The following is an 18081-nucleotide window of genomic DNA, read 5'->3' on the forward strand; positions in this document are numbered from 1 at the left end:
GAAGGTCTTCCTGTCAGCCATCGCACTCGCGGCTACCGTTCTATTCTGGTTGTAAATCAATGAGTCTGGAGCCTAAGAAAGGCGACCGATACATCCGAAAACTCCTGATCACCGGCATGACGTCACGGGCGCTGATGGGCAGGAAGCATCCAGAGCGCCTGGATAATCTGGGTGATGCTGACAAAACAACAGGAATACCGGCAGCCGACCGCCTAACCAGGCCGACCAGCCCAGAGATGCAAGGCATTTGATGTGATGATGCGGACCTAAGTCAACCAAAGGCCAGGACACTTCGACCAACGTCGCGGCCCCAATCGAGGTCGATTAGCCGATAGGAACCTTGCTTGCGGAACTCATCATGGCCGGCGGCCAAATACACTGGCTGCGTGAACAGGCCGAACACACGACAGTACTGACGGACCGCCGCCATCAACACAGAAAACACTTGCAATGCAGGTGCCACCCACACACGACCTTGAGCACGGTCTTCAAATGCTGCGGTCGCAGCCCGCTTTCCGGACTTTAGCTGCAACCGCAAAATCGCAATCCATTTGGAGGCCGGAACAGCGGACAAAACCCAGTAAGTTTCACCGACGCCTGATCGTTTTCTCTATTACGTCGCAGGGCAATTCACGCTCATCATAAACACCAATAAAAATACCGACGTCGGCCGCACTCCCATCTCGCTTCTTCAGCAACGTGTCATTTGAAACCGTTGTACGTTGCGATGGACGGCGCGCCCATTCTGACAAGCGCTTCATGAACATGTTGGTAACCTCGGCATGGCCCAAGTCGGCACCGAGATCATTCAACTCTTTAGGGTCGTTTTTCAGGTCGAACAATAGCGGGCGAAACCCACCATCGGCAAAGATGAATTTCCAATCCTTGTCCGCCAGCATGAACAGGCGTGCCTGTTTGGGGTCAAGGCCCAAAGCCGCGGCTTCGGGCGTGGCGGAATAATCATATTCGCTAACCACATATTCGCGCCATGCCTCGGGGGTTTGGCCGTACAGGAGCGGCAGTAGCGAGCGGCCTTCGATAACGTGATCCGGGACATCGCTACCTGCCAGATCAACAAATGTTGCCGCCAGATCAATACTTTCGACCAGTGCGCTACAAACAGTGCCGCGTGTTGCGTCTGCTTCTGGTGACGGGTCATAGATGATCAGTGGAACGCGCACCGACGGATCATGGAAGAGATCCTTTTCACCCATCCAATGATCACCGAGGTAGTCCCCATGGTCGGAGGTCACGACGATCATCGTGTCTTCCATGTGGCCACTCTCTTCTAGCCAATTGAACAGGCGACCCATCTGATCATCAGCCTGTTTGATCAGCCCCATATAGGCGGGTATCACCTTTTCACGCACGCCCGGTTTGCTAAAGGTTTGACCGATTTCGTTCTGCATGAATTTTTCATAAACAGGGTGTGGATTCTGTAGTTCGCCTTCCGAACGAACCACCGGCAAAACATCTTCCGCCCCGTACATGTTATGATACGGCGCTGGAACAATGTAAGGCCAGTGCGGCTTGATATAGGACACGTGGCACATCCATGGCCCAGCGGAATTTGCATCCTGCGTTTTAATAAATTCAATCGCCTGTCCCGTCAGCCAGGGCGTTTCGCTATCTTCTTCCTTAATGTTTGCAGGCTTATCAGCATGCCGCATAAACCAACCCGAAGCGACACCACCGTCTTCATCAACCCCGGCATTGGCATTGTGCTGCCAGGGGTTTTCAGCCTCATACCCCTGCCCTTTCAGATACTCGTTATAGGGTGAACGTCTTTTGTCATAAAAGCCTTGCGGCCCCTCACCCCATAAGCCGTCATCACGTAGGAAAACATCAAAACCACATTCCGCGACACGCGCTCCGATCACTCCGTCGCGCGAAATGCCCAGACGGTCCATCCCTGCCTGATCCACGCTCATATGCGTCTTTCCGATCAACCAACTATCCATCCCACGTTCGCGCAGATGATCGCCCAGAGTGACCTCTCCGACCTTGAGCGGGAAATTATTCCAGGCGGCGCCGTGGCTGTGCACGTAACGCCCTGTGTAAAAGCTCATCCTTGAGGCACCGCAGATGGGCGATTGAACATAGCAATGGGAGAACCGCACTCCCTTGCCCGCAAGCGCATCCAAATGGGGGGTGTTCAAACTTGGATGCCCAGTGCAACTCAGGTAGTCGAACCGAAGCTGATCGAACATGATAAACAGGATGTTCTTGGCTTTTTTGGTCATGTCGTCTTAACCACCCCTTCATTCATCCATTTATCGAACTGTTTGAGTACAGCATCGCAGAATGCGTCGTCATTGATATGGGCGTCAATTTCCGTAGTTGGTGCAACTGCAGGCATCACGCTGCGGGCCTCGTCAACCATTTCGGCAAGCGCTTCCGGGTCATGCGCTTCCTGGCCTTCGCGATCCCATTCCTCAACACCGCCGGTGGGCAGGAAAAAATGGGTTGGGCCGGTGGCTTGTTTCAGACGACCGGCCATTTCTCGAATAGCGGCCCGTCGCTCTTTTGCATTGAACACCGCACTTTTGATCAGGCGATTATGTTCGTGGAACGGACGGTCGGCATATTGGTCGGGAATGTCCTGCCAACCCGCAAAATCCAAGAGATCCAGCGCGCCTGGGGCCACCATTTGCGGCACGCTTGCGCGCCCGGCATTTGTCAGCCGGTCCTGCCCCGAGGACACCAACGAACCTGCAAGCATGTTGGCAAATTCCTGCATGCAGAAATCCATTACGCAGCAGAAAGCTCCCTCACCCGCAAGTTTCTCAAATGCCATACCGCCCATGCCCGTTGAATGGAACACGGCCACTTCGTATCCCCGTTCTTCCAACGCGGGTTTCAGGGTTTTCATATAACGCAGGCAGGATGAGCCCAACGAGGTCATTCCGATCATCGGGCGATCTCGCCGGGGGCGCTGGACGGCGCGGGCTGCGCCTAAAACAGCACCTGCGGCCTGGCTTAGCGATGAGCGGCAAACCGAGTTCATACCATAAAGCCCGCCCGCCCACAGGATCATCTGTATATCCGGCGCCAAACGGTGTGGCGGAATCAGCGGTGAAAAACTGACGGTGGAGACAATGTATTTCGGCACACCCATTGGCAAAGCTTGCGCGCAATCCAGCGCCAGATCGGTGCCCATCGTGCCACCAGTTGCGAGCATCCCATCAAATTTACCCTCGGCGTAGACCTGGGCAACCAGTGCTGCAGCGCCCTGCGACATCACGCGAAAAGCCTTGTTTTCGTCGCCGAGCGCGATCACCTCATCTATGGTCATACCACCGGCCGCGGCCACATCATGTTTGGAAATGTCTGTGGGCGTGGTCGGATCCCCAAGAACCGAGACATCCATGGTCAGCACGTTGCCACCCTGCGCAGTGATGCATTCTTCGATGTAGCGCATCTCGGGGTCTTTGGTGTCATAGGTGCCGATCAGCAAGATAGTCTTTTCGCCCATGGTAATCTTCTCCTCGCAGGCTTTTGTCTTACAACTGAATCCAGGCTGTTTTCAGATCGAAGTACTTTTCCATTGCGTGCAAAGACTTGTCGTGACCGTTGCCCGACTGCTTTACACCACCCAAGGGCACTGTGCCGTCCGCGCCGCCATAAGTATTGACGTGTACGACGCCAGAGCGGATGCCCGCCACCATGCGATGTGCACGGCTCAGGTTTGCAGTCCACACGCCCGAGGCCAATCCATAAACGCTGTCATTTGCCAGGCGCAGTGCCTCATCTTCGTCCCTGAACGGTGTCACGGCCAGAACCGGACCAAAGACCTCATTGCGGAACAGATTGTCGGTAGGTTTGACCCCGTTCATTACAGTGGGGGCCATATAATAGCCGCCCGTTTCCGTCAGAATGCGGTCACCGCCGGCACGGCGCTCAGCACCTTCCGCTTCGGCTTGGGCGACGAAATCCAGATTGCTTTCCAATTCCGGCAATGAGTGCACTGCCCCGATCTGTGTGTTCAAGTCCAGCGGATCGCCGACGCGGAAGGCCTGCGCGAGTTTGACAATCTCGGCGACGAAATCTTCGTGAATATCCTCCTGAACCAGCAAGCGCGATCCCGCGACGCAAATCTGACCTGAATTTCGGAAAATACCTGCGGCGGAGACCTTGGCCGCCTGCGCGAGATCGGGGGCGTCGTTGAACACGATGTTGGGGGACTTTCCGCCAAGCTCCAAGTAGCAGCGTTTCAAGTTCGAGCGCGCGGAATACTCCAGAAGCCGCCGCCCTGTAGCGCCCGAGCCGGTAAAAACCATGATGTCGACATCCATCGACAGGGCCAGTGTTTCACCAACCACGCTGCCTTTGCCTGTGACAACGTTCAGGACTCCGTCCGGCACACCTGCCTCAAGCGCCAATTCGGCTAATCGCAAAAGTGATAGCGAGGCCGATTCCGCAGGTTTCAACACCACCGAGTTGCCCGCCGCCAGCGCCGGCGCGATCTTCCACGCACCGATCATCATCGGCATGTTCCACGGCACAATCGCCCCGACAACGCCGACAGGCGCGTGATGCACGAGACCCAGCACATTTTCAGCTGTGGGCGCAATCTGACCATAGATCTTGTCTATGGCCTCGCCATAATAGCGGAACGTGCCCGCAGCCGACATCGGCTCGGCCTTCATGGCCATGTTGATCTCAGTGCCGTTGTCCCGCACGCCCAGAACGGCCAGTTCCAAAGCGTGTTCTTCAATCAGATCGGCCAGTTTCAACAACACCTTCTTGCGTACAGAAGGTGCAGCCCGCGACCAGCGTCCGTCTTCAAACGCCGTGCGGGCCGCCGCAATAGCCCGCTCCATATCCGCGGGGGTGCCCTCGGCAATTTGAGTTAGAACCTGACCGTCAATTGGAGAAATGACATCCAGTTGCCCTCCTGCCGCTGCGGCCTCGTGACGCCCATCAATTAGAAGGCTCCGTGGCGGTACGGGCTGACCACGTAGCGCATCGATGGCAAGTTGATCCATAGGTCGCTTATCCTTGCTGGTTCGGATTATCGGAATCCACGGGTTGCATCGTAGGTTCCGGCCGCAGTTTGTTTTTGAATTCGAAATACAGCGTTCGGCAGTGCAGGATCAGGATAAGAACGATCAGGCCAAACAGAACGGCCGCGATGGGCCGGTCGATGAAGTCGAGCGGCGTTTTGACCCGTGCCATTGCGCTGCGCAGCTTGGTTTCCATAATCCCGCCAAGAACCATGCCCAAAATGATTGGAACAATCGGCAGGTCCAGCCGTTTTAGGATCAGCCCAAAAACCCCGAACCCGGCAGCAATGGCACAATCTGTGATCGAGTTGCGCAGGCTATAGACCCCCACGAAGGCAAGTATCAGGATCATGACACCAAGGAACCGGGTCGGGATCTGGATAATCTTCAGCAGCAGGTTCGTCGAAAACAGCAGGAACACTAGAACGATCACGTTAAGCAGGATCAGCGCCATATACAGGGCCAATACAAAATCCATCTGGTTTTCGAATAGCTGCGGTCCGGGGATCACGTTATGGACATAGAACACCGAAAGCATCATCGCTGTCAGTGCCTCGCCAGGAATACCCAAGGCCAGCAGCGGAATCATGGCGGCGCCTGGAACAGCGTTGTTCGCAGCCTCGGACGCCACAAGTCCCTCGGGTGAGCCATCACCAAACTTTTCTGGGTTTTTTGACGTCTTTTGAGCATAGGTGTAGGATAAAAATTGCGATGTAAACTCGCCCGTACCCGGCACCATGCCCATGAAAACGCCGATACTTGAGGACACGGTAGCAACGCGTTTCACGCCCAGGAGTTCTTTGAGACCGGCAAAGATATTGCCACTTACATGGGTGTCGCCTGGCGCGTGGTTCTTTTCCAATAGCAGCAGAAATGCCTGACTAATCGCAAACAGACCCAGCACGACCACAATGAGATCAATGCCGGAAGCCAACCAACTTTGATCAAAGGTGAACCGGCGGGTGTATTTCACGGGCTCCAGCCCCACAGAATTCAGGAAAATGCCGAAGGCCGCCAACATACCAGCGGCAAAAATCTGCCCCCGGTGGGCCAGCACAACCAGAATGATGCCCAATAGCGCGGCCAGGAAAATCTCGCGGCTGCCAAAATGTGGGGCGACAAGGGCCAGAACCGGTGACAACACCATCAGACAGATGATCGCAAACACGCCCCCGAAGAACGAGGCCGAATACGCCAGAGACAGCGCACGGTGGCCCTGCCCCCGTTTGGTCATGGGATATCCGTCATAAGTGGTCAGCGCGTTTACCGCTGTGCCGGGGGTGTTGATCAGAATCGCGGGAATGGCTCCGCCATACATGGATGAGCCATAGATGCCCAATAATAGGGTTAGTCCTACGATGGGCTCGAACGCAAAGGTGGCAGGCAACAGGATTGCAATGGCCACGGCCGCACCCACGCCGGGCAATGCACCGATGATGACGCCGCCGATCGAACCGATCAGCAGGGCGACGATTACCTGCCATTGTAGCAGGATTGAAATACCGGAAAGAAGCGTTTCCATAGTGGCCCCTTACAGATAGGTCAGCGCAAAGGCGCGCACGGAATCCGGAAGGTATTCATAGACCGCTCCGGCGGGGATTTTGACCTGAAGAAAGCCACGGAAAACGATGGTGACGACGAAGCCGAACAACGCAGCTATTCCGATAGCATTAGCACCACGAAACCCCACACGAAGGGTCAGGAAGACCGCGAACAACATGGTTGAGGGCAGATATCCCAGCTGCGGAACCACCAGCACATAGATCAGGAAATAGGCAACGTATTCGAACGACCGAAGCCAGAACCCGACCTCGGTCCAGCGGCCGCTGATCCGGTCTGACAAGGCCGAGCTAAGCCAATGCAGAAACCCGAACACCACCATGCACCAGATTGCAATTGTGGGCCAAAGACCCGGCTGCGCGAACCATTTGGTTCGTTTGACGACCTTGGTCTGATCACCCAGCTGGGACAAAAGAAACACCGCGAATGCCAGAAACAGTACGGCGAAAACGACATCGCCGGGTCGGCGATATCTTTTGAACATGTCCTGTAAAGTCTTTGCAATCATCGTTTCCTCCCAACCTGAAAGAGGCGTGAGGCAGTGCCCCACGCCCGATCTGGATCTTACTCGCCCAGAATTTCTTCAATCTTGGCGAAAGAGGATTTGTCTTGCTCAATCTGAGCGTTGGATGCGTCTGGGTCCTGCCAGTAGATCAAAGCACCGGTTTCCTCAGCAAGCTGCTTGGCCTTGTCCGATTGCACCGCCTTTTGTGCTGCTGCGGTGATTTTTTCACGTGCCTCGGGTGGAGTATCCTTGTGAACGAACAGGCCGTTCCACAATGCCAGCGGCAGATCCGGGTTGAGCTCGACGATCGTTGGCGTATCGGGGATCAGCGAAATCCGCTCGCCACCAATGCTCGCCAGAATGTTCACGTCATCCAGGCAAGGTAGTACAAGTTGCAATGTGGTGTTAATGACGTCCACGTCACCCGATGCCAGCGTGTTGCAATCCAACGCGTCAAAGGCTGCTTCACTTGCAAAATCAAATCCACTGCTGACAGCAGCAGCAAAGGTGACCTGCGTGGGCGGCAAGACCGAGCCGAAATGACCAAGCGCCAAATCGTTGTCCTTGCCGTGTTCTGCCAATTCTTCCCAGTTCGAGAACGGCGCATCCTTGCTGGATGCGATTACGAATGGGTAAGTCAGAAAAATACCGATCGGATCAAACGGGTTCGGGTTCAGTTCAGGGATACCGATTTCCGGTCCAATGACGGGAACGCCAATGACGAAAGAGCCGATGGTGTAACCATCCGCCGGAGCAGTGGCGACTTCGACTGCACCTGGGAACGGACCGCCGCCGCCGCCGGGCTTGTTCACGACCGCAGCCGGGACGTCGTACATGGCTTGAAATTCGTCCGCGATCATTCGCGTCAGCACGTCTTCAAGATCGCCCGGAGGCCATGGAACCACGAAAGTTACCGGTTTCTCTGGATACTCTGCCAGTGCAGCGGTTGCTGACGCTACAAATGCGGCGGTTGCTAGAAATTTCTTCATTGACACCTCCCGTTAGTGGTTCAATAAATGAACCGCGTTAACAATAATAATGTTGCGTTGTTAAGTTAATTCTGTCAAGTATAACCTGACCGGGAGGAGGCAAAACACATGGGCACCGCACTTAATGCCTTGAAAATGTTAGAGTACTTTTCAAGCTCTCAGCCGGAAATCGGGCTGAGTCACATTGCGCGCCTGGCTGGTTTGAACAAGGCGACCGCCCTCCGCCACTTACGAGCACTGGAAGAGTTCGGCCTGATCGAGCAGAATCCGCAGACGAAATCATATGCCATCGGACCAGCTGCTCTACGGTTGGCCGCCCTGCGCGAAATTGCCAAGCCCGGCCTTGATGGTGCACGCCAGAAAATGCAGGCCGCGATGCATGAGGTTGGCGAGAGCCTGCACCTTACCCTGCTTGAAAAAGACACTCTACAAACCGCGTTGGTGGTTGAAACCACGCAGCACAGCGTTCGCGTAAGCCTCGATCCTAGCGAAATTATTCCGGTCAACGCGACTGCTTCGGGATTATGCATGCTGAGCTTCGGTCCCGCTTTCCTTCTGGAACGCTTGGAATCCGACACACTCACCCGATTTACCGAGGCAACAATGACGGACCCAAATATTATTCGTGACCGGGTTGCACAAATCGGCCAGTCGGGCTGGGCCAATAGTAATGGCAGCTTTGAAGATGGTGTCTTCGGATATGCGGCGCCTATCTTCGGTATTGATCAGATCGCGATTGGAACCATTGCGATTGCCGTTCCCGAAATTCGTGCAACCAGCGCGCGACAGCCGCTGATTTTGACCTCACTCCACACCCTTTCGAAAGAACTGACCGCAAACTTTGGCGGCCAGATGCCCGAAACTTTTCCAACCGAATTCCACCCATGATTGACGGGCGGACTAAATCTCCGGAGACACGCTACATGAAAGACTCCAACTTTCTGAAAGAAAACAACGCCCGACATTTCTGGCAACCAATGGCGCACCCGGCCGACAGCCAGAAAAACCCGCCGACCATTCTGACCGGAGGTGAAGGGGTCAGCATCATTGATGTAGATGGTCACAAGGCGCTGGATGCAGTGGGTGGCTTATGGAACGTCAATCTGGGCTATTCCTGTGATCCGGTAAAGCAGGCCATCACCGATCAGCTGAACGCGCTGCCCTATTATTCAACCTTTCGCGGCACCAGCAACGACAAGGCGATCGAATTGTCTTATGAGCTGGCGCAGTTCTTTGCGCCTGACGGATTGACCCGTGCATTCTTTACTTCGGGTGGATCGGATTCGGTTGAGATCGCGCTGAAACTTGCACGTCAGTTTCACAAAGTTCGAGGCGAGGCTGGCCGTACCAAGTTCATCAGCCTGAAACAGGGCTATCACGGCACCCACTTCGCGGCTGCCTCGGTCAATGGCAATCAGAAGTTCCGTGCGGCTTATGAGCCGATGATGCCGGGCTGTTTCCACGTGCCCGCGCCCTGGACCTATCGCAACCCGTTCGATGAGACGGACCCCGAGCGTCTCGCGCAGCTTTGCGTAAAAGCGCTGGAGGCCGAAATTGCATTCCAGGGTGCAAACACCGTCGCCGCATTCATCATGGAGCCAATCTTGGGCGCAGGTGGAGTGATCCCGCCGCACAAGAGCTTTATGCCCATGGTGCGTGAGGTCTGCTCGAAGCACGGAATTCTGCTGATTTCGGACGAGATCATTACTGCCTTTGGACGTACAGGCAGCGAAAGTGGCGCGCGACATTGGGGGGTGCAGCCCGATATCATGACAACGGCCAAAGCCATCACAAACGGCTATTTCCCATTCGGCGCGGCAATGATCTCTGGCGCGGTTGCGGAGGTGTTCGAAAGCGACACAACCGGCAGAGCTTCTGTCGATCAGGGCTACACCTATTCCGGACACCCGGTTGGCGCGGCCGCAGCCTTGGCCACGCTTGCCGAGATCAACCGCCTGCGAGTTTGGGAAAACGCAGCTGTACGGGGAGATGAGTTGTTTGCTGGGTTGAAAAAACTGGCCGACAAATACGACGTAGTCGGTGACGTGCGAGGGGGTGAAGGCCTGATGTGCGCGCTAGAACTGGTTTCGGACCGTGCGACCAAGGCGCCAATTGCCAAACATCTTCCGCTGCAGGTTCAAAAAGCAACTTATGAAGATGGCGTTATGGTCCGTGTATCTGGAAACAACATCATATTGTCTCCGCCGCTGGTCATCACGTCTGATAACGTAGCCAAGATCCTGTCAGCCCTGGATACAGGACTAGCGAGACTTTAGTGATCACGCTGGCCCCGGTCTTCAAGGTCGGGGTCACACCTTTACGGCCTGCAATTCCTCAAGTAGATCCAGTAGGTTGTCGATTTTTTCCTGTCCCATTTGCGCCTCGATTGTATTGTGAATCGCCAGCGAGGTCGCAAGGTTCTCTTCAAGAATTTGACGCCCCTCATCGGTGATCTTCACCATGGTGCGGCGCTTATCCGTGCTGCCCTGACGGCGGGATATCTGCCCATCAGCTTCCATCGTGCGTAGAATTCGCGTCAGGCTGGGAAGCAAAAGGCAGGCCTCATTTGCAATAGTGCTTTGTTCCACTTCGCCCATTTCGTCCAGAACACGAAGGATACGCCACTTTTGCTCGGTCAGCTGTATCCCCTGCAGCATATCCCGAATTGGGGCCATAACGGTTTCGCGTGCGCGCAGCAGAGCGATCGGAAGAGCGCGAGAGGTTCTCGTGGTATGGCTTTGTCGGTTCATTCCAGCCTTCTAGAACGCCATTTCAGGAATTGCAAAGATTAACAAAGCAAGTTCTTGACGGTCTCGATACAATTTACTAAACATGTTAAGTAGTAAAGGAGAGCTCATGCCACACTTCCACGTCGAATACTCCGGCAATCTGGACGATCGGGTCGACATCGGTGGCTTGTGCGAATGCATACGAGACACCGCTGCGGGGATTGAGGCTTTTCCAATGCCGGGAATTCGCGTCCGCGCCACGCGTGTCGACTATTTTGCCATTGCGGATGGAAATCCCAAGCATGGCTTTGTGGACATCTCAATCCGCCTTCGCGCTGGCCGTCCTGACGACGTTAAGAAGGACGCCACACAGCGTATCTTTGACGCGGTTGAAGCATATCTGGAACCGGCCTTCTCGAAACACTCTATCGCGCTTTCACTAGAGATGCGTGACATCGACCCAGACCTTTCGCCCAAGACCGGCACAATCCGGAATCATTTGGCTGCGACAAAGCAGGAGACCTGACGTATGAGCGTACTGGATACGAATATCGAGAAACTGGCAGGCTTTCTGGCCCGGTTCAAAGAAACGGGCATCAAGAACCGTATCGCAGGCGAAGACCGGGATGGCGCAGCGGGCGTTTTCCAATCCACCTCTCCGGTGGATAAATCAGTAATCTGCGACGTTGCGCACGGCACGTCCGACGATATCGACGCGGCGGTCAAAGCGACCCATGCTGCCTTTACTGAATGGCGCGACATGCCCGCCACCGAACGCCGCCGGATCCTGCTAAACGTTGCCGATGCGATCGAAGCCCGGGCAGAAGAAATTGCGCTGTGTGAGTGTTGGGATACGGGTCAGACATTGCGGTTCATGTCCAAGGCGGCGCTGCGCGGTGCCGAGAATTTTCGCTACTTTGCGGATCAAGTCGTGCAGGCTCGCGACGGGCAACACCTGAAATCGCCGACGTTGATGAATATCACCACCCGTGTACCTATCGGCCCGGTTGGTGTGATCACTCCGTGGAACACGCCCTTCATGCTGTCGACTTGGAAAATCGCGCCCGCTCTGGCCGCGGGCTGCACCGTGGTCCACAAACCAGCCGAAGACTCGCCTTTGTCCGCCCGCCTGTTGGTGGAAATCGCCGAAGAAGCAGGGCTGCCCAAGGGCGTGCTGAACACCGTGAACGGTTTTGGCCCTGATGCCGGTAAGGCGTTGACAGAGCACCCTTTGATCAAAGCCATCGCATTTGTCGGAGAAAGCCGGACAGGCAGCATCATCACAAAGCAGGGTGCCGATACGCTCAAGCGGATGCACCTGGAACTGGGCGGTAAGAACCCCGTTATCGTGTTTGATGATGCCGATCTGGACCGGGCTCTGGATGCGGTGATTTTCATGATCTATTCGATCAACGGTGAACGCTGCACATCGTCCTCGAGGCTGCTGGTGCAGGACACTATCAAGGAAGAGTTCGAGGCCAAACTGGTCGAGCGTGTGAACAACATCAAGGTCGGACACCCGCTGGACCCTGCGACCGAGATCGGCCCGCTGGTCACCGAGGAGCATTACAACAAGGTGACCTCATACTTTGACATCGCAAAAGAGGATGGTGCAACTGTCGCGGCAGGTGGCGTCAAGGTTGGTGATGACGGGTATTTCGTACGCCCTACATTATTTACCAACGCCAACAACGACATGCGCATCGCGCGAGAGGAAATATTTGGCCCCGTGCTAACTTCCATTCCATTCTCAACCGAAGAAGAAGCGCTGCAGATCGCCAATGACACGCCCTATGGGTTAACCGGCTATGTCTGGACCAACGACCTTACACGCGCTCTGCGCTTTACCGATAAGTTGGAAGCTGGGATGATCTGGGTGAACTCGGAAAATGTTCGTCACCTGCCCACGCCTTTTGGCGGGGTAAAGGCGTCAGGTATCGGTCGCGACGGCGGTGATTGGAGCTTTGACTTCTATATGGAGCAGAAACACGTGGGCTTTGCCACTGGTCAGCACAAGATTATGCAGTTGGGAAAGTAACGCCTTCCGAGCGACATCTGGACAAGGTGCCGTTCGTAAAAAGTTAGGATACGCGCGCACATCTATGGTCCATGAACTCTTTGAGAGTCGGACCAAACGACGTCTGGTCGTCCGCTCTCCCTTCCAAAGCGGTCAGACGCCACCTTAAGTGAGGAGGAACTGTCATGGGAAAGATTGTACAGGCTGCTAAGATCACACATGTGCCCAGCATCTGGATGTCCCACACGATGCCGAAATACAAAGGTATCCGGCAACCTGCGATAGATGGCTACGCACGTCTGCGTCAGGACGCGATTGACCGCGAGGTCGACACCTTCATCGTGTTCGATACACATTGGATCACCAATCAGGGCTTTCACCTGAACACAAAGGAACACCACAAGGGCCGATTCATCAGCCACGAACTGCCGCACATGCTGGCGGATATGGAGTTCGACTATCGCGGTGATCATGACCTTGGTGAAGCCATCCTTGACGTTCTGAGAGAGCGAGGGGAACGGGCACTGGGTCATTCGCATCCTGACATGGGAATGGAGTACGGTACCCTTTTGCCGATGCACTTTATAAATGAAGGTGTGAATGCCCGGGTGCTGCCAGTTGCGGTCAACCAGTTCTCGTCAATCGCCGAGAACCGCATTTGGGGTGAAGCCATCGCCGAAGGCATCCGGCGTTCGAACCGCAATGTTTCTATTCTGGCCTCCGGGTCTCTAAGTCATGACTTTACGCCGAATGAGCGCTCGGTCGAGGGTCTGAACGCAGTGAATGGCGAGTTCAACCGCCAGATGGATATGCGCGTTCTCGAATTGTGGGAGCAGGGCCGGTTCGAAGAATTCTTGGACCTTTTGCCTGACTACGCCAAGAAATGTACGGGCGAGTGTGCGATGAACGACACTGCATTGCTGTTCGGTGCGTTGGGATGGGGCAGTTACAAGGGCGAGATCGACATCTACACCCCGTATTTCGGTAGTTCCGGAACGGGTCAGGCAAATATCAGCTTTTCGGTCTGAGGCCGAGATACGGGAATCCTGCAAATGACAGACTTACGTCTCAACGACCCCACGTTGCTTATCGAAGCGGCGCGGGTTGCCTCCAAATGGGTCGGTGCCACTGAGGTATCCACCACTCTGGAAGTGACCAACCCGGCAACTGGTGATCTAATTGGACGAGTCCCTAATCTTGGGGCTGCCGAAACGGCCGAAGCAATCGCCGAAGCGCACCATGCACAGAAAGGCTGGGCCAAGCGCACCGCGAAGGACCGCAGCCAAATTCTGCGCCGCTGGTATGCGCTGATGATCGAAAACCAAGATGATCTTGGCGCAATCCTGACCGCCGAACAGGACAAGCCACTGGCTGAGGCCAAGGGTGAAATCGCTTATGGCGCCAGCTTCATAGAATGGTTCGCTGAAGAGGCCCGCCGCGCCTATGGCGACGTCACCCCCGGCCACGCGCCGGATAAGCGGATCATCACCATCAAACAGCCGTTTGGGGTTGTTGCCGCGATCACGCCGTGGAATTTCCCCAATGCCATGATCACGCGAAAGGCGGGACCGGCATTGGCGGCAGGCTGTTCCATGGTGCTCAAACCTGCTAGCCAGACGCCGTTCTCGGCTATCGCGCTGGCAGTTCTGGCCGAACGAGCCGGGTTGCCTGCGGGATTGTTCTCGGTCATCACTGGATCAGCGCGCGCCATCGGAGGTGAGATGACCTCGAGCAAAATCGTGCAAAAACTGACCTTTACCGGGTCCACCGAAATCGGCGCGATGCTTTATGCGCAATGCGCACCTACGATCAAGAAGCTAGGTTTGGAATTGGGCGGCAACGCGCCGTTCATCGTGTTTGACGACGCAGATCTGGACGCGGCAGTCGAAGGGGCAGTGATCGCCAAGTTCCGAAACAACGGCCAGACCTGCGTCTGCGCCAACCGCATCTATGTCCAGTCTGGGGTCTACGACACGTTCGCCGAAAAACTGGCCGCTAAGGTCGCAAAACTACCGACTGGAAACGGCTTTGACGAGGGCACCGTCTTTGGCCCACTAATCGATCAAGCCGCAGTCGCGAAAGTGTCTGAGCATATCAAAGACGCAACCGCCAAGGGTGCAACAGTCACGCTGGGCGGCAAACCGCACGCCCTTGGCGGCACTTTTTTCGAGCCGACCATCCTGACTGGCGTGACCGCAGACATGGCGGTGGCGACCGAGGAAACCTTCGGCCCAGTCGCGCCTTTGTTCAAATTCGACAGGGAAAGCGAAGTTATCGTAGCCGCCAATGATACCGAATTCGGCCTCGCTTCGTATTTCTATTCGCGCGACATGGCGCGTGTCTGGCGCGTGTCTGAGGCATTGGAATATGGCATGGTCGGGATCAACACCGGCCTGATCTCAACTGCCGAAGCGCCCTTTGGCGGCGTTAAGATGTCAGGTCTGGGGCGCGAGGGGTCGCGCCATGGGCTGGATGACTTCATGGAACTCAAATATTTGTGCATGGGTGGCATTGACGCCGCCGAGGAGGCCTGATGCGCTTTGCAACTTTCACCGCAAACGGAGCAACATTTTTCGGCGCAATCACCAAGGACGGTGCAATTGCGCTGAACGACGCCTTTCCCGATCAGGCTAGCCTTTACGAGGTGATCGCCGCGGGCGGGTTTGAACAGTTGACCAAGGCCGCAGCAGGCCGCGAAGTGACCCACAAGGAATTCACTTACGAAATGGTGATGCCGGATGTCCGCCGCATCCTCTGCGTCGGAGTGAACTTTCCCGACCGCAACGCAGAATACAAAGACGGCAGCGAACAACCGAAATACATGTCGTTGTTTCCGCGCTTTGCCAGCGGTTTCACCGGGCACGACCGCCCGCTGATCCGTCCTCCGGAAAACCACACGCTGGATTACGAGGGCGAGGTCGTTATCGTGATTGGCAAATCCGGTCGGCGAATTTCGCAGGAAGATGCCTATGACCACATCGCAGCCCTAACCTTGTGTAACGAAGGCACAATTCGCGACTGGGTCCGCCATGCCAAGTTCAACGTCACACAGGGAAAGAACTGGGACAATTCCGGTGCCATCGGTCCGTGGCTAGTGCCATTCACCGACGCGGCCCAGTTGGACGATGCCCGAATTCAGACCCATGTGAATGGTGAGTTGCGCCAGGACGAAACGCTGAATCGCATGATGTTCCCGATAAGGCGCGAGATCGAATATATTTCGACCTTCATGACGCTTCTGCCCGGAGACATCATCGTCACCGGCACCCCGACGGGTGCGGGCGCGCGGTTTGAACCACCGAAATACCTGGCTCCGGGTGACGTAGTGGAAATCTCAGTCGAGGGCATTGGAACGCTGCGCAACACAGTCGAGGACGAACAGGTATGACCCCCGAAGATCATGCCCGTGCCGCAGCCGACTTGTTGCAGGCTGAATGTTCGCACGAACAGATTGGCCTTCTGACACTGCGCCATCCCGAAATGGGGATGAGCGACGCCTATGAGGTGCAGAACGCCATCTATCAACAGAAATTGGCCGAAGGGCGCAAGGTGATCGGATGGAAAATCGGGCTGACCTCAAAAGCGATGCAATATGCGCTGAATATCGACATTCCCGACAGCGGAATTTTGTTCGATGACATGAAGTTCGATCACGGCGGAACCGTTCCTGCGGGCCGGTTCATCCAGCCCCGGATCGAGGCTGAGATTGCTTTTGTCATGAAATCTGCGGTAGGCGGAGAGAACGTCACCCGTGACGACATCATTGCCGCCACGGATTACGTCGCGCCTTCGATTGAAATCCTCGACACGCGTATTCAGCGCGTCGACCCTGCGACCGGACAAACACGTACCGTCTATGACACAATCAGCGACAACGCCGCCAATGCGGGCATCGTGTTAGGCCCTGAGCGTCACGCGATAGATGCATTTGATTTGCGTTGGGTCGGGGCACTGACCTTCCGCAATGGTGAGATCGAGGAAACCGGTCTGGGCGCGGGTGTTCTGAACGACCCGGTCGAAAGCGTCGTCTGGCTGGCCCGTCGCATGGCGCAGTACGACCAGAGCATAGAACCGGGCCAGGTGGTCTTGTCCGGTAGCTTTATTCGACCTGTCGAATGCGCACCGAGCACCGAAATTCATGCTGATTTCGGGCCATTTGGCTCAGTCGATATCAGCTTTGCCTAAAGGAGGCCAGGATGCCTGCGCCACTAAACGCTTTCAAGGCCGCGCTGCAGGCTGGTCAGCCGCAGGTCGGCTGCTGGATTGGAATGGCCGACACCTATGCCGCCGAAATCGCGGCCACGTCCCAGTTCGACTGGTTGCTTGTTGACGGGGAACACGCCCCAAACGATCTTCGCTCAATCCTGGAACAGGTGCGGGTCATCGAAGGAAGCGGCAGCCAACCGGTCGCACGTTTGCCGATCGGTGAAACCTGGATGATCAAGCAATACCTCGATGCCGGCGTTCAGAATATTCTGGTTCCGATGGTCGAAAGCGGAGATCAGGCGCGGGATTTGGTGCGGGCTGTGCGATACCCACCCTACGGGGTTCGGGGCGTGGGATCGGCGTTGGCAAGGGCCTCGCGATTTGCGGCGATCCCGGACTATCTGAAAACGGCGGATGAACAAATCTGCCTGCTTGTTCAGGTGGAAAACCGCGCCGGGTTAGAGGCACTAGATGATATTCTTGCCTCTGACGTTGATGGGGTCTTTCTCGGTCCCTCCGATCTGGCTGCTGACATGGGCCATATTGGTGATGCTGGTCATACAGAAGTGGTAGAGGCTGTGTTGGACGCGATAACGCGAGTCGTCGCGGCAGGCAAATTTGCCGGGATACTGACACTTGATCCGGCCATGCAGCGTAAATGTCTGGATCTGGGGGCGATCTTCCTGGCCACAAACATCGACGTTACTTTGTTCGCGCAGGCGGTGCGCCGGGCCGCCGATGAAGCTTTGGCGTTGCTACCTGACCAAAGCGTTTCGGGTGTTGCCCAAACGGAAGCGGCCAGCAAGTACCTGCAGCAATTGTGCAAGCATTGGTCCCACAAGGCCCAGGTGGCTTTCGACGACACCCACGGCAGCGTGGAATTTCCGGGCGGAAATCGGCTGACCTTGGTCGCAGGTGAAACCATCCTTTCGCTGACAGCTGAAACCGGCCCTCGCGGTGATCTGACCCACTGGCGGGAAGTCATCGAAGCGCATCTGGTACGGTTTGCTTTTCGCGAAGACCTCAGCATTGCCTGGGTGGACTGATCCCAAATCAACTACCGCCTGAA

General features: G+C 55.8%; 18 protein-coding genes. 10 read left to right on the forward strand and 8 right to left on the reverse strand.

Going from position 1 to position 18081, the window contains the following annotated elements:
• On the forward strand, positions 1-251 hold a 251-nt coding region (locus tag AC2FJC_RS21375), incomplete at its 5' end, for a hypothetical protein (RefSeq protein WP_496741482.1).
• 20 nt (positions 252-271) lie between these two features.
• On the opposite strand, the gene AC2FJC_RS21380 is transcribed toward AC2FJC_RS21375, so the two are convergent.
• The 7 genes from AC2FJC_RS21380 to AC2FJC_RS21410 are packed head-to-tail and all read right to left on the reverse strand — an operon-like array spanning position 272 to position 8060.
• Entirely contained in the window at positions 272-538 is a 267-nt protein-coding gene (locus tag AC2FJC_RS21380) for a hypothetical protein (protein ID WP_496741484.1), read from the reverse strand.
• A 49-nt stretch (positions 539-587) separates the two neighbouring features.
• Positions 588-2243, reverse strand: a complete 1656-nt coding sequence (locus tag AC2FJC_RS21385) for a sulfatase-like hydrolase/transferase (protein WP_496741486.1) — start codon at positions 2241-2243, stop codon at positions 588-590.
• Positions 2240-3475 (reverse strand): Tm-1-like ATP-binding domain-containing protein, encoded by a 1236-nt coding sequence (locus AC2FJC_RS21390; RefSeq protein ID WP_496741488.1) that lies wholly within the window; start codon positions 3473-3475, stop codon positions 2240-2242. The genes AC2FJC_RS21385 and AC2FJC_RS21390 overlap by 4 nt, the downstream gene beginning before the upstream one ends.
• 28 nt (positions 3476-3503) lie before the next feature.
• Positions 3504-4988, reverse strand: a complete 1485-nt coding sequence (locus AC2FJC_RS21395; RefSeq protein ID WP_496741489.1) for an aldehyde dehydrogenase — start codon at positions 4986-4988, stop codon at positions 3504-3506.
• A 7-nt stretch (positions 4989-4995) separates the two neighbouring features.
• Positions 4996-6528, reverse strand: a complete 1533-nt coding sequence (locus tag AC2FJC_RS21400) for a tripartite tricarboxylate transporter permease (protein WP_472724804.1) — start codon at positions 6526-6528, stop codon at positions 4996-4998.
• 9 nt (positions 6529-6537) lie between these two features.
• A complete protein-coding gene (locus AC2FJC_RS21405) occupies positions 6538-7074 on the reverse strand; it encodes a tripartite tricarboxylate transporter TctB family protein (protein ID WP_496741491.1) in 537 nt (178 codons plus the stop codon).
• 56 nt (positions 7075-7130) lie between these two features.
• Positions 7131-8060 carry a tripartite tricarboxylate transporter substrate binding protein gene (locus AC2FJC_RS21410; RefSeq protein WP_058274540.1) on the reverse strand — a complete coding sequence of 310 codons (930 nt, stop codon included), beginning with the start codon at positions 8058-8060 and terminating at the stop codon, positions 7131-7133.
• A gap of 108 nt (positions 8061-8168) precedes the next feature.
• On the opposite strand from AC2FJC_RS21410, the gene AC2FJC_RS21415 reads away from it, so the two are divergent.
• Together AC2FJC_RS21415 and AC2FJC_RS21420 are read left to right on the forward strand one after the other, a co-directional pair.
• Positions 8169-8948: an IclR family transcriptional regulator gene (locus AC2FJC_RS21415; RefSeq protein WP_496741493.1), complete on the forward strand. Its 780-nt coding sequence runs from the start codon at positions 8169-8171 to the stop codon at positions 8946-8948.
• 35 nt (positions 8949-8983) lie between these two features.
• Positions 8984-10336 (forward strand): aminotransferase class III-fold pyridoxal phosphate-dependent enzyme, encoded by a 1353-nt coding sequence (locus AC2FJC_RS21420; RefSeq protein ID WP_496741495.1) that lies wholly within the window; start codon positions 8984-8986, stop codon positions 10334-10336.
• A gap of 33 nt (positions 10337-10369) precedes the next feature.
• On the opposite strand, the gene hpaR is transcribed toward AC2FJC_RS21420, so the two are convergent.
• Positions 10370-10810, reverse strand: a complete 441-nt coding sequence (hpaR, locus tag AC2FJC_RS21425; protein ID WP_496741497.1) for a homoprotocatechuate degradation operon regulator HpaR — start codon at positions 10808-10810, stop codon at positions 10370-10372.
• Between the two features lie 106 nt (positions 10811-10916).
• Here hpaR and AC2FJC_RS21430 point away from each other — a divergent pair, with 106 nt between their 5' ends.
• The 7 genes from AC2FJC_RS21430 to AC2FJC_RS21460 all read left to right on the forward strand — a co-directional run bounded on the left by AC2FJC_RS21430 (position 10917) and on the right by AC2FJC_RS21460 (position 18058).
• Positions 10917-11315, forward strand: coding sequence for a 5-carboxymethyl-2-hydroxymuconate Delta-isomerase (locus AC2FJC_RS21430; RefSeq protein WP_496741499.1), 399 nt, complete (start codon positions 10917-10919; stop codon positions 11313-11315).
• A gap of 3 nt (positions 11316-11318) precedes the next feature.
• Complete coding sequence (gene hpaE / locus AC2FJC_RS21435; protein WP_496741501.1) at positions 11319-12827, forward strand: 5-carboxymethyl-2-hydroxymuconate semialdehyde dehydrogenase; 1509 nt, start codon at positions 11319-11321, stop codon at positions 12825-12827.
• A gap of 164 nt (positions 12828-12991) precedes the next feature.
• Positions 12992-13834, forward strand: coding sequence for a 3,4-dihydroxyphenylacetate 2,3-dioxygenase (gene hpaD / locus AC2FJC_RS21440; protein WP_496741503.1), 843 nt, complete (start codon positions 12992-12994; stop codon positions 13832-13834).
• 24 nt (positions 13835-13858) lie between these two features.
• Positions 13859-15340, forward strand: coding sequence for an NAD-dependent succinate-semialdehyde dehydrogenase (locus AC2FJC_RS21445; RefSeq protein WP_496741505.1), 1482 nt, complete (start codon positions 13859-13861; stop codon positions 15338-15340).
• On the forward strand, positions 15340-16194 hold the full coding sequence (locus AC2FJC_RS21450) for a fumarylacetoacetate hydrolase family protein (protein WP_496741507.1): 855 nt from the start codon (positions 15340-15342) through the stop codon (positions 16192-16194). The genes AC2FJC_RS21445 and AC2FJC_RS21450 overlap by 1 nt, the downstream gene beginning before the upstream one ends.
• The gene (hpaH, locus tag AC2FJC_RS21455; protein ID WP_496741509.1) at positions 16191-16991 is read left to right on the forward strand and encodes a 2-oxo-hept-4-ene-1,7-dioate hydratase; all 801 of its coding nucleotides are present in this window, start codon (positions 16191-16193) and stop codon (positions 16989-16991) included. Before AC2FJC_RS21450 ends, hpaH begins: the two co-directional genes overlap by 4 nt.
• A gap of 11 nt (positions 16992-17002) precedes the next feature.
• On the forward strand, positions 17003-18058 hold the full coding sequence (locus AC2FJC_RS21460; protein WP_496741511.1) for an aldolase/citrate lyase family protein: 1056 nt from the start codon (positions 17003-17005) through the stop codon (positions 18056-18058).
• The last annotated feature ends 23 nt before the right edge of the window (positions 18059-18081 follow it).

Source organism: Ruegeria sp. CDSB117, assembly GCF_059611005.1.

Bases quoted from the DNA above. Each gene is read 5' to 3' on its own strand.
- hpaH (WP_496741509.1), top strand. From the start codon at position 16,191: ATGACCCCCGAAGATCATGCCCGTGCCGCAGCCGACTTGTTGCAGGCT.
- AC2FJC_RS21445 (WP_496741505.1), top strand. From the start codon at position 13,859: ATGACAGACTTACGTCTCAACGACCCCACGTTGCTTATCGAAGCGGCG.
- hpaD (WP_496741503.1), top strand. From the start codon at position 12,992: ATGGGAAAGATTGTACAGGCTGCTAAGATCACACATGTGCCCAGCATC.
- AC2FJC_RS21395 (WP_496741489.1), bottom strand. From the start codon at position 4,988: ATGGATCAACTTGCCATCGATGCGCTACGTGGTCAGCCCGTACCGCCA.
- hpaR (WP_496741497.1), bottom strand. From the start codon at position 10,810: ATGAACCGACAAAGCCATACCACGAGAACCTCTCGCGCTCTTCCGATC.
- AC2FJC_RS21410 (WP_058274540.1), bottom strand. From the start codon at position 8,060: ATGAAGAAATTTCTAGCAACCGCCGCATTTGTAGCGTCAGCAACCGCT.
- AC2FJC_RS21385 (WP_496741486.1), bottom strand. From the start codon at position 2,243: ATGACCAAAAAAGCCAAGAACATCCTGTTTATCATGTTCGATCAGCTT.
- AC2FJC_RS21420 (WP_496741495.1), top strand. From the start codon at position 8,984: ATGAAAGACTCCAACTTTCTGAAAGAAAACAACGCCCGACATTTCTGG.
- AC2FJC_RS21390 (WP_496741488.1), bottom strand. From the start codon at position 3,475: ATGGGCGAAAAGACTATCTTGCTGATCGGCACCTATGACACCAAAGAC.
- AC2FJC_RS21450 (WP_496741507.1), top strand. From the start codon at position 15,340: ATGCGCTTTGCAACTTTCACCGCAAACGGAGCAACATTTTTCGGCGCA.
- AC2FJC_RS21415 (WP_496741493.1), top strand. From the start codon at position 8,169: ATGGGCACCGCACTTAATGCCTTGAAAATGTTAGAGTACTTTTCAAGC.
- AC2FJC_RS21405 (WP_496741491.1), bottom strand. From the start codon at position 7,074: ATGATTGCAAAGACTTTACAGGACATGTTCAAAAGATATCGCCGACCC.
- AC2FJC_RS21430 (WP_496741499.1), top strand. From the start codon at position 10,917: ATGCCACACTTCCACGTCGAATACTCCGGCAATCTGGACGATCGGGTC.
- AC2FJC_RS21460 (WP_496741511.1), top strand. From the start codon at position 17,003: ATGCCTGCGCCACTAAACGCTTTCAAGGCCGCGCTGCAGGCTGGTCAG.
- AC2FJC_RS21400 (WP_472724804.1), bottom strand. From the start codon at position 6,528: ATGGAAACGCTTCTTTCCGGTATTTCAATCCTGCTACAATGGCAGGTA.
- hpaE (WP_496741501.1), top strand. From the start codon at position 11,319: ATGAGCGTACTGGATACGAATATCGAGAAACTGGCAGGCTTTCTGGCC.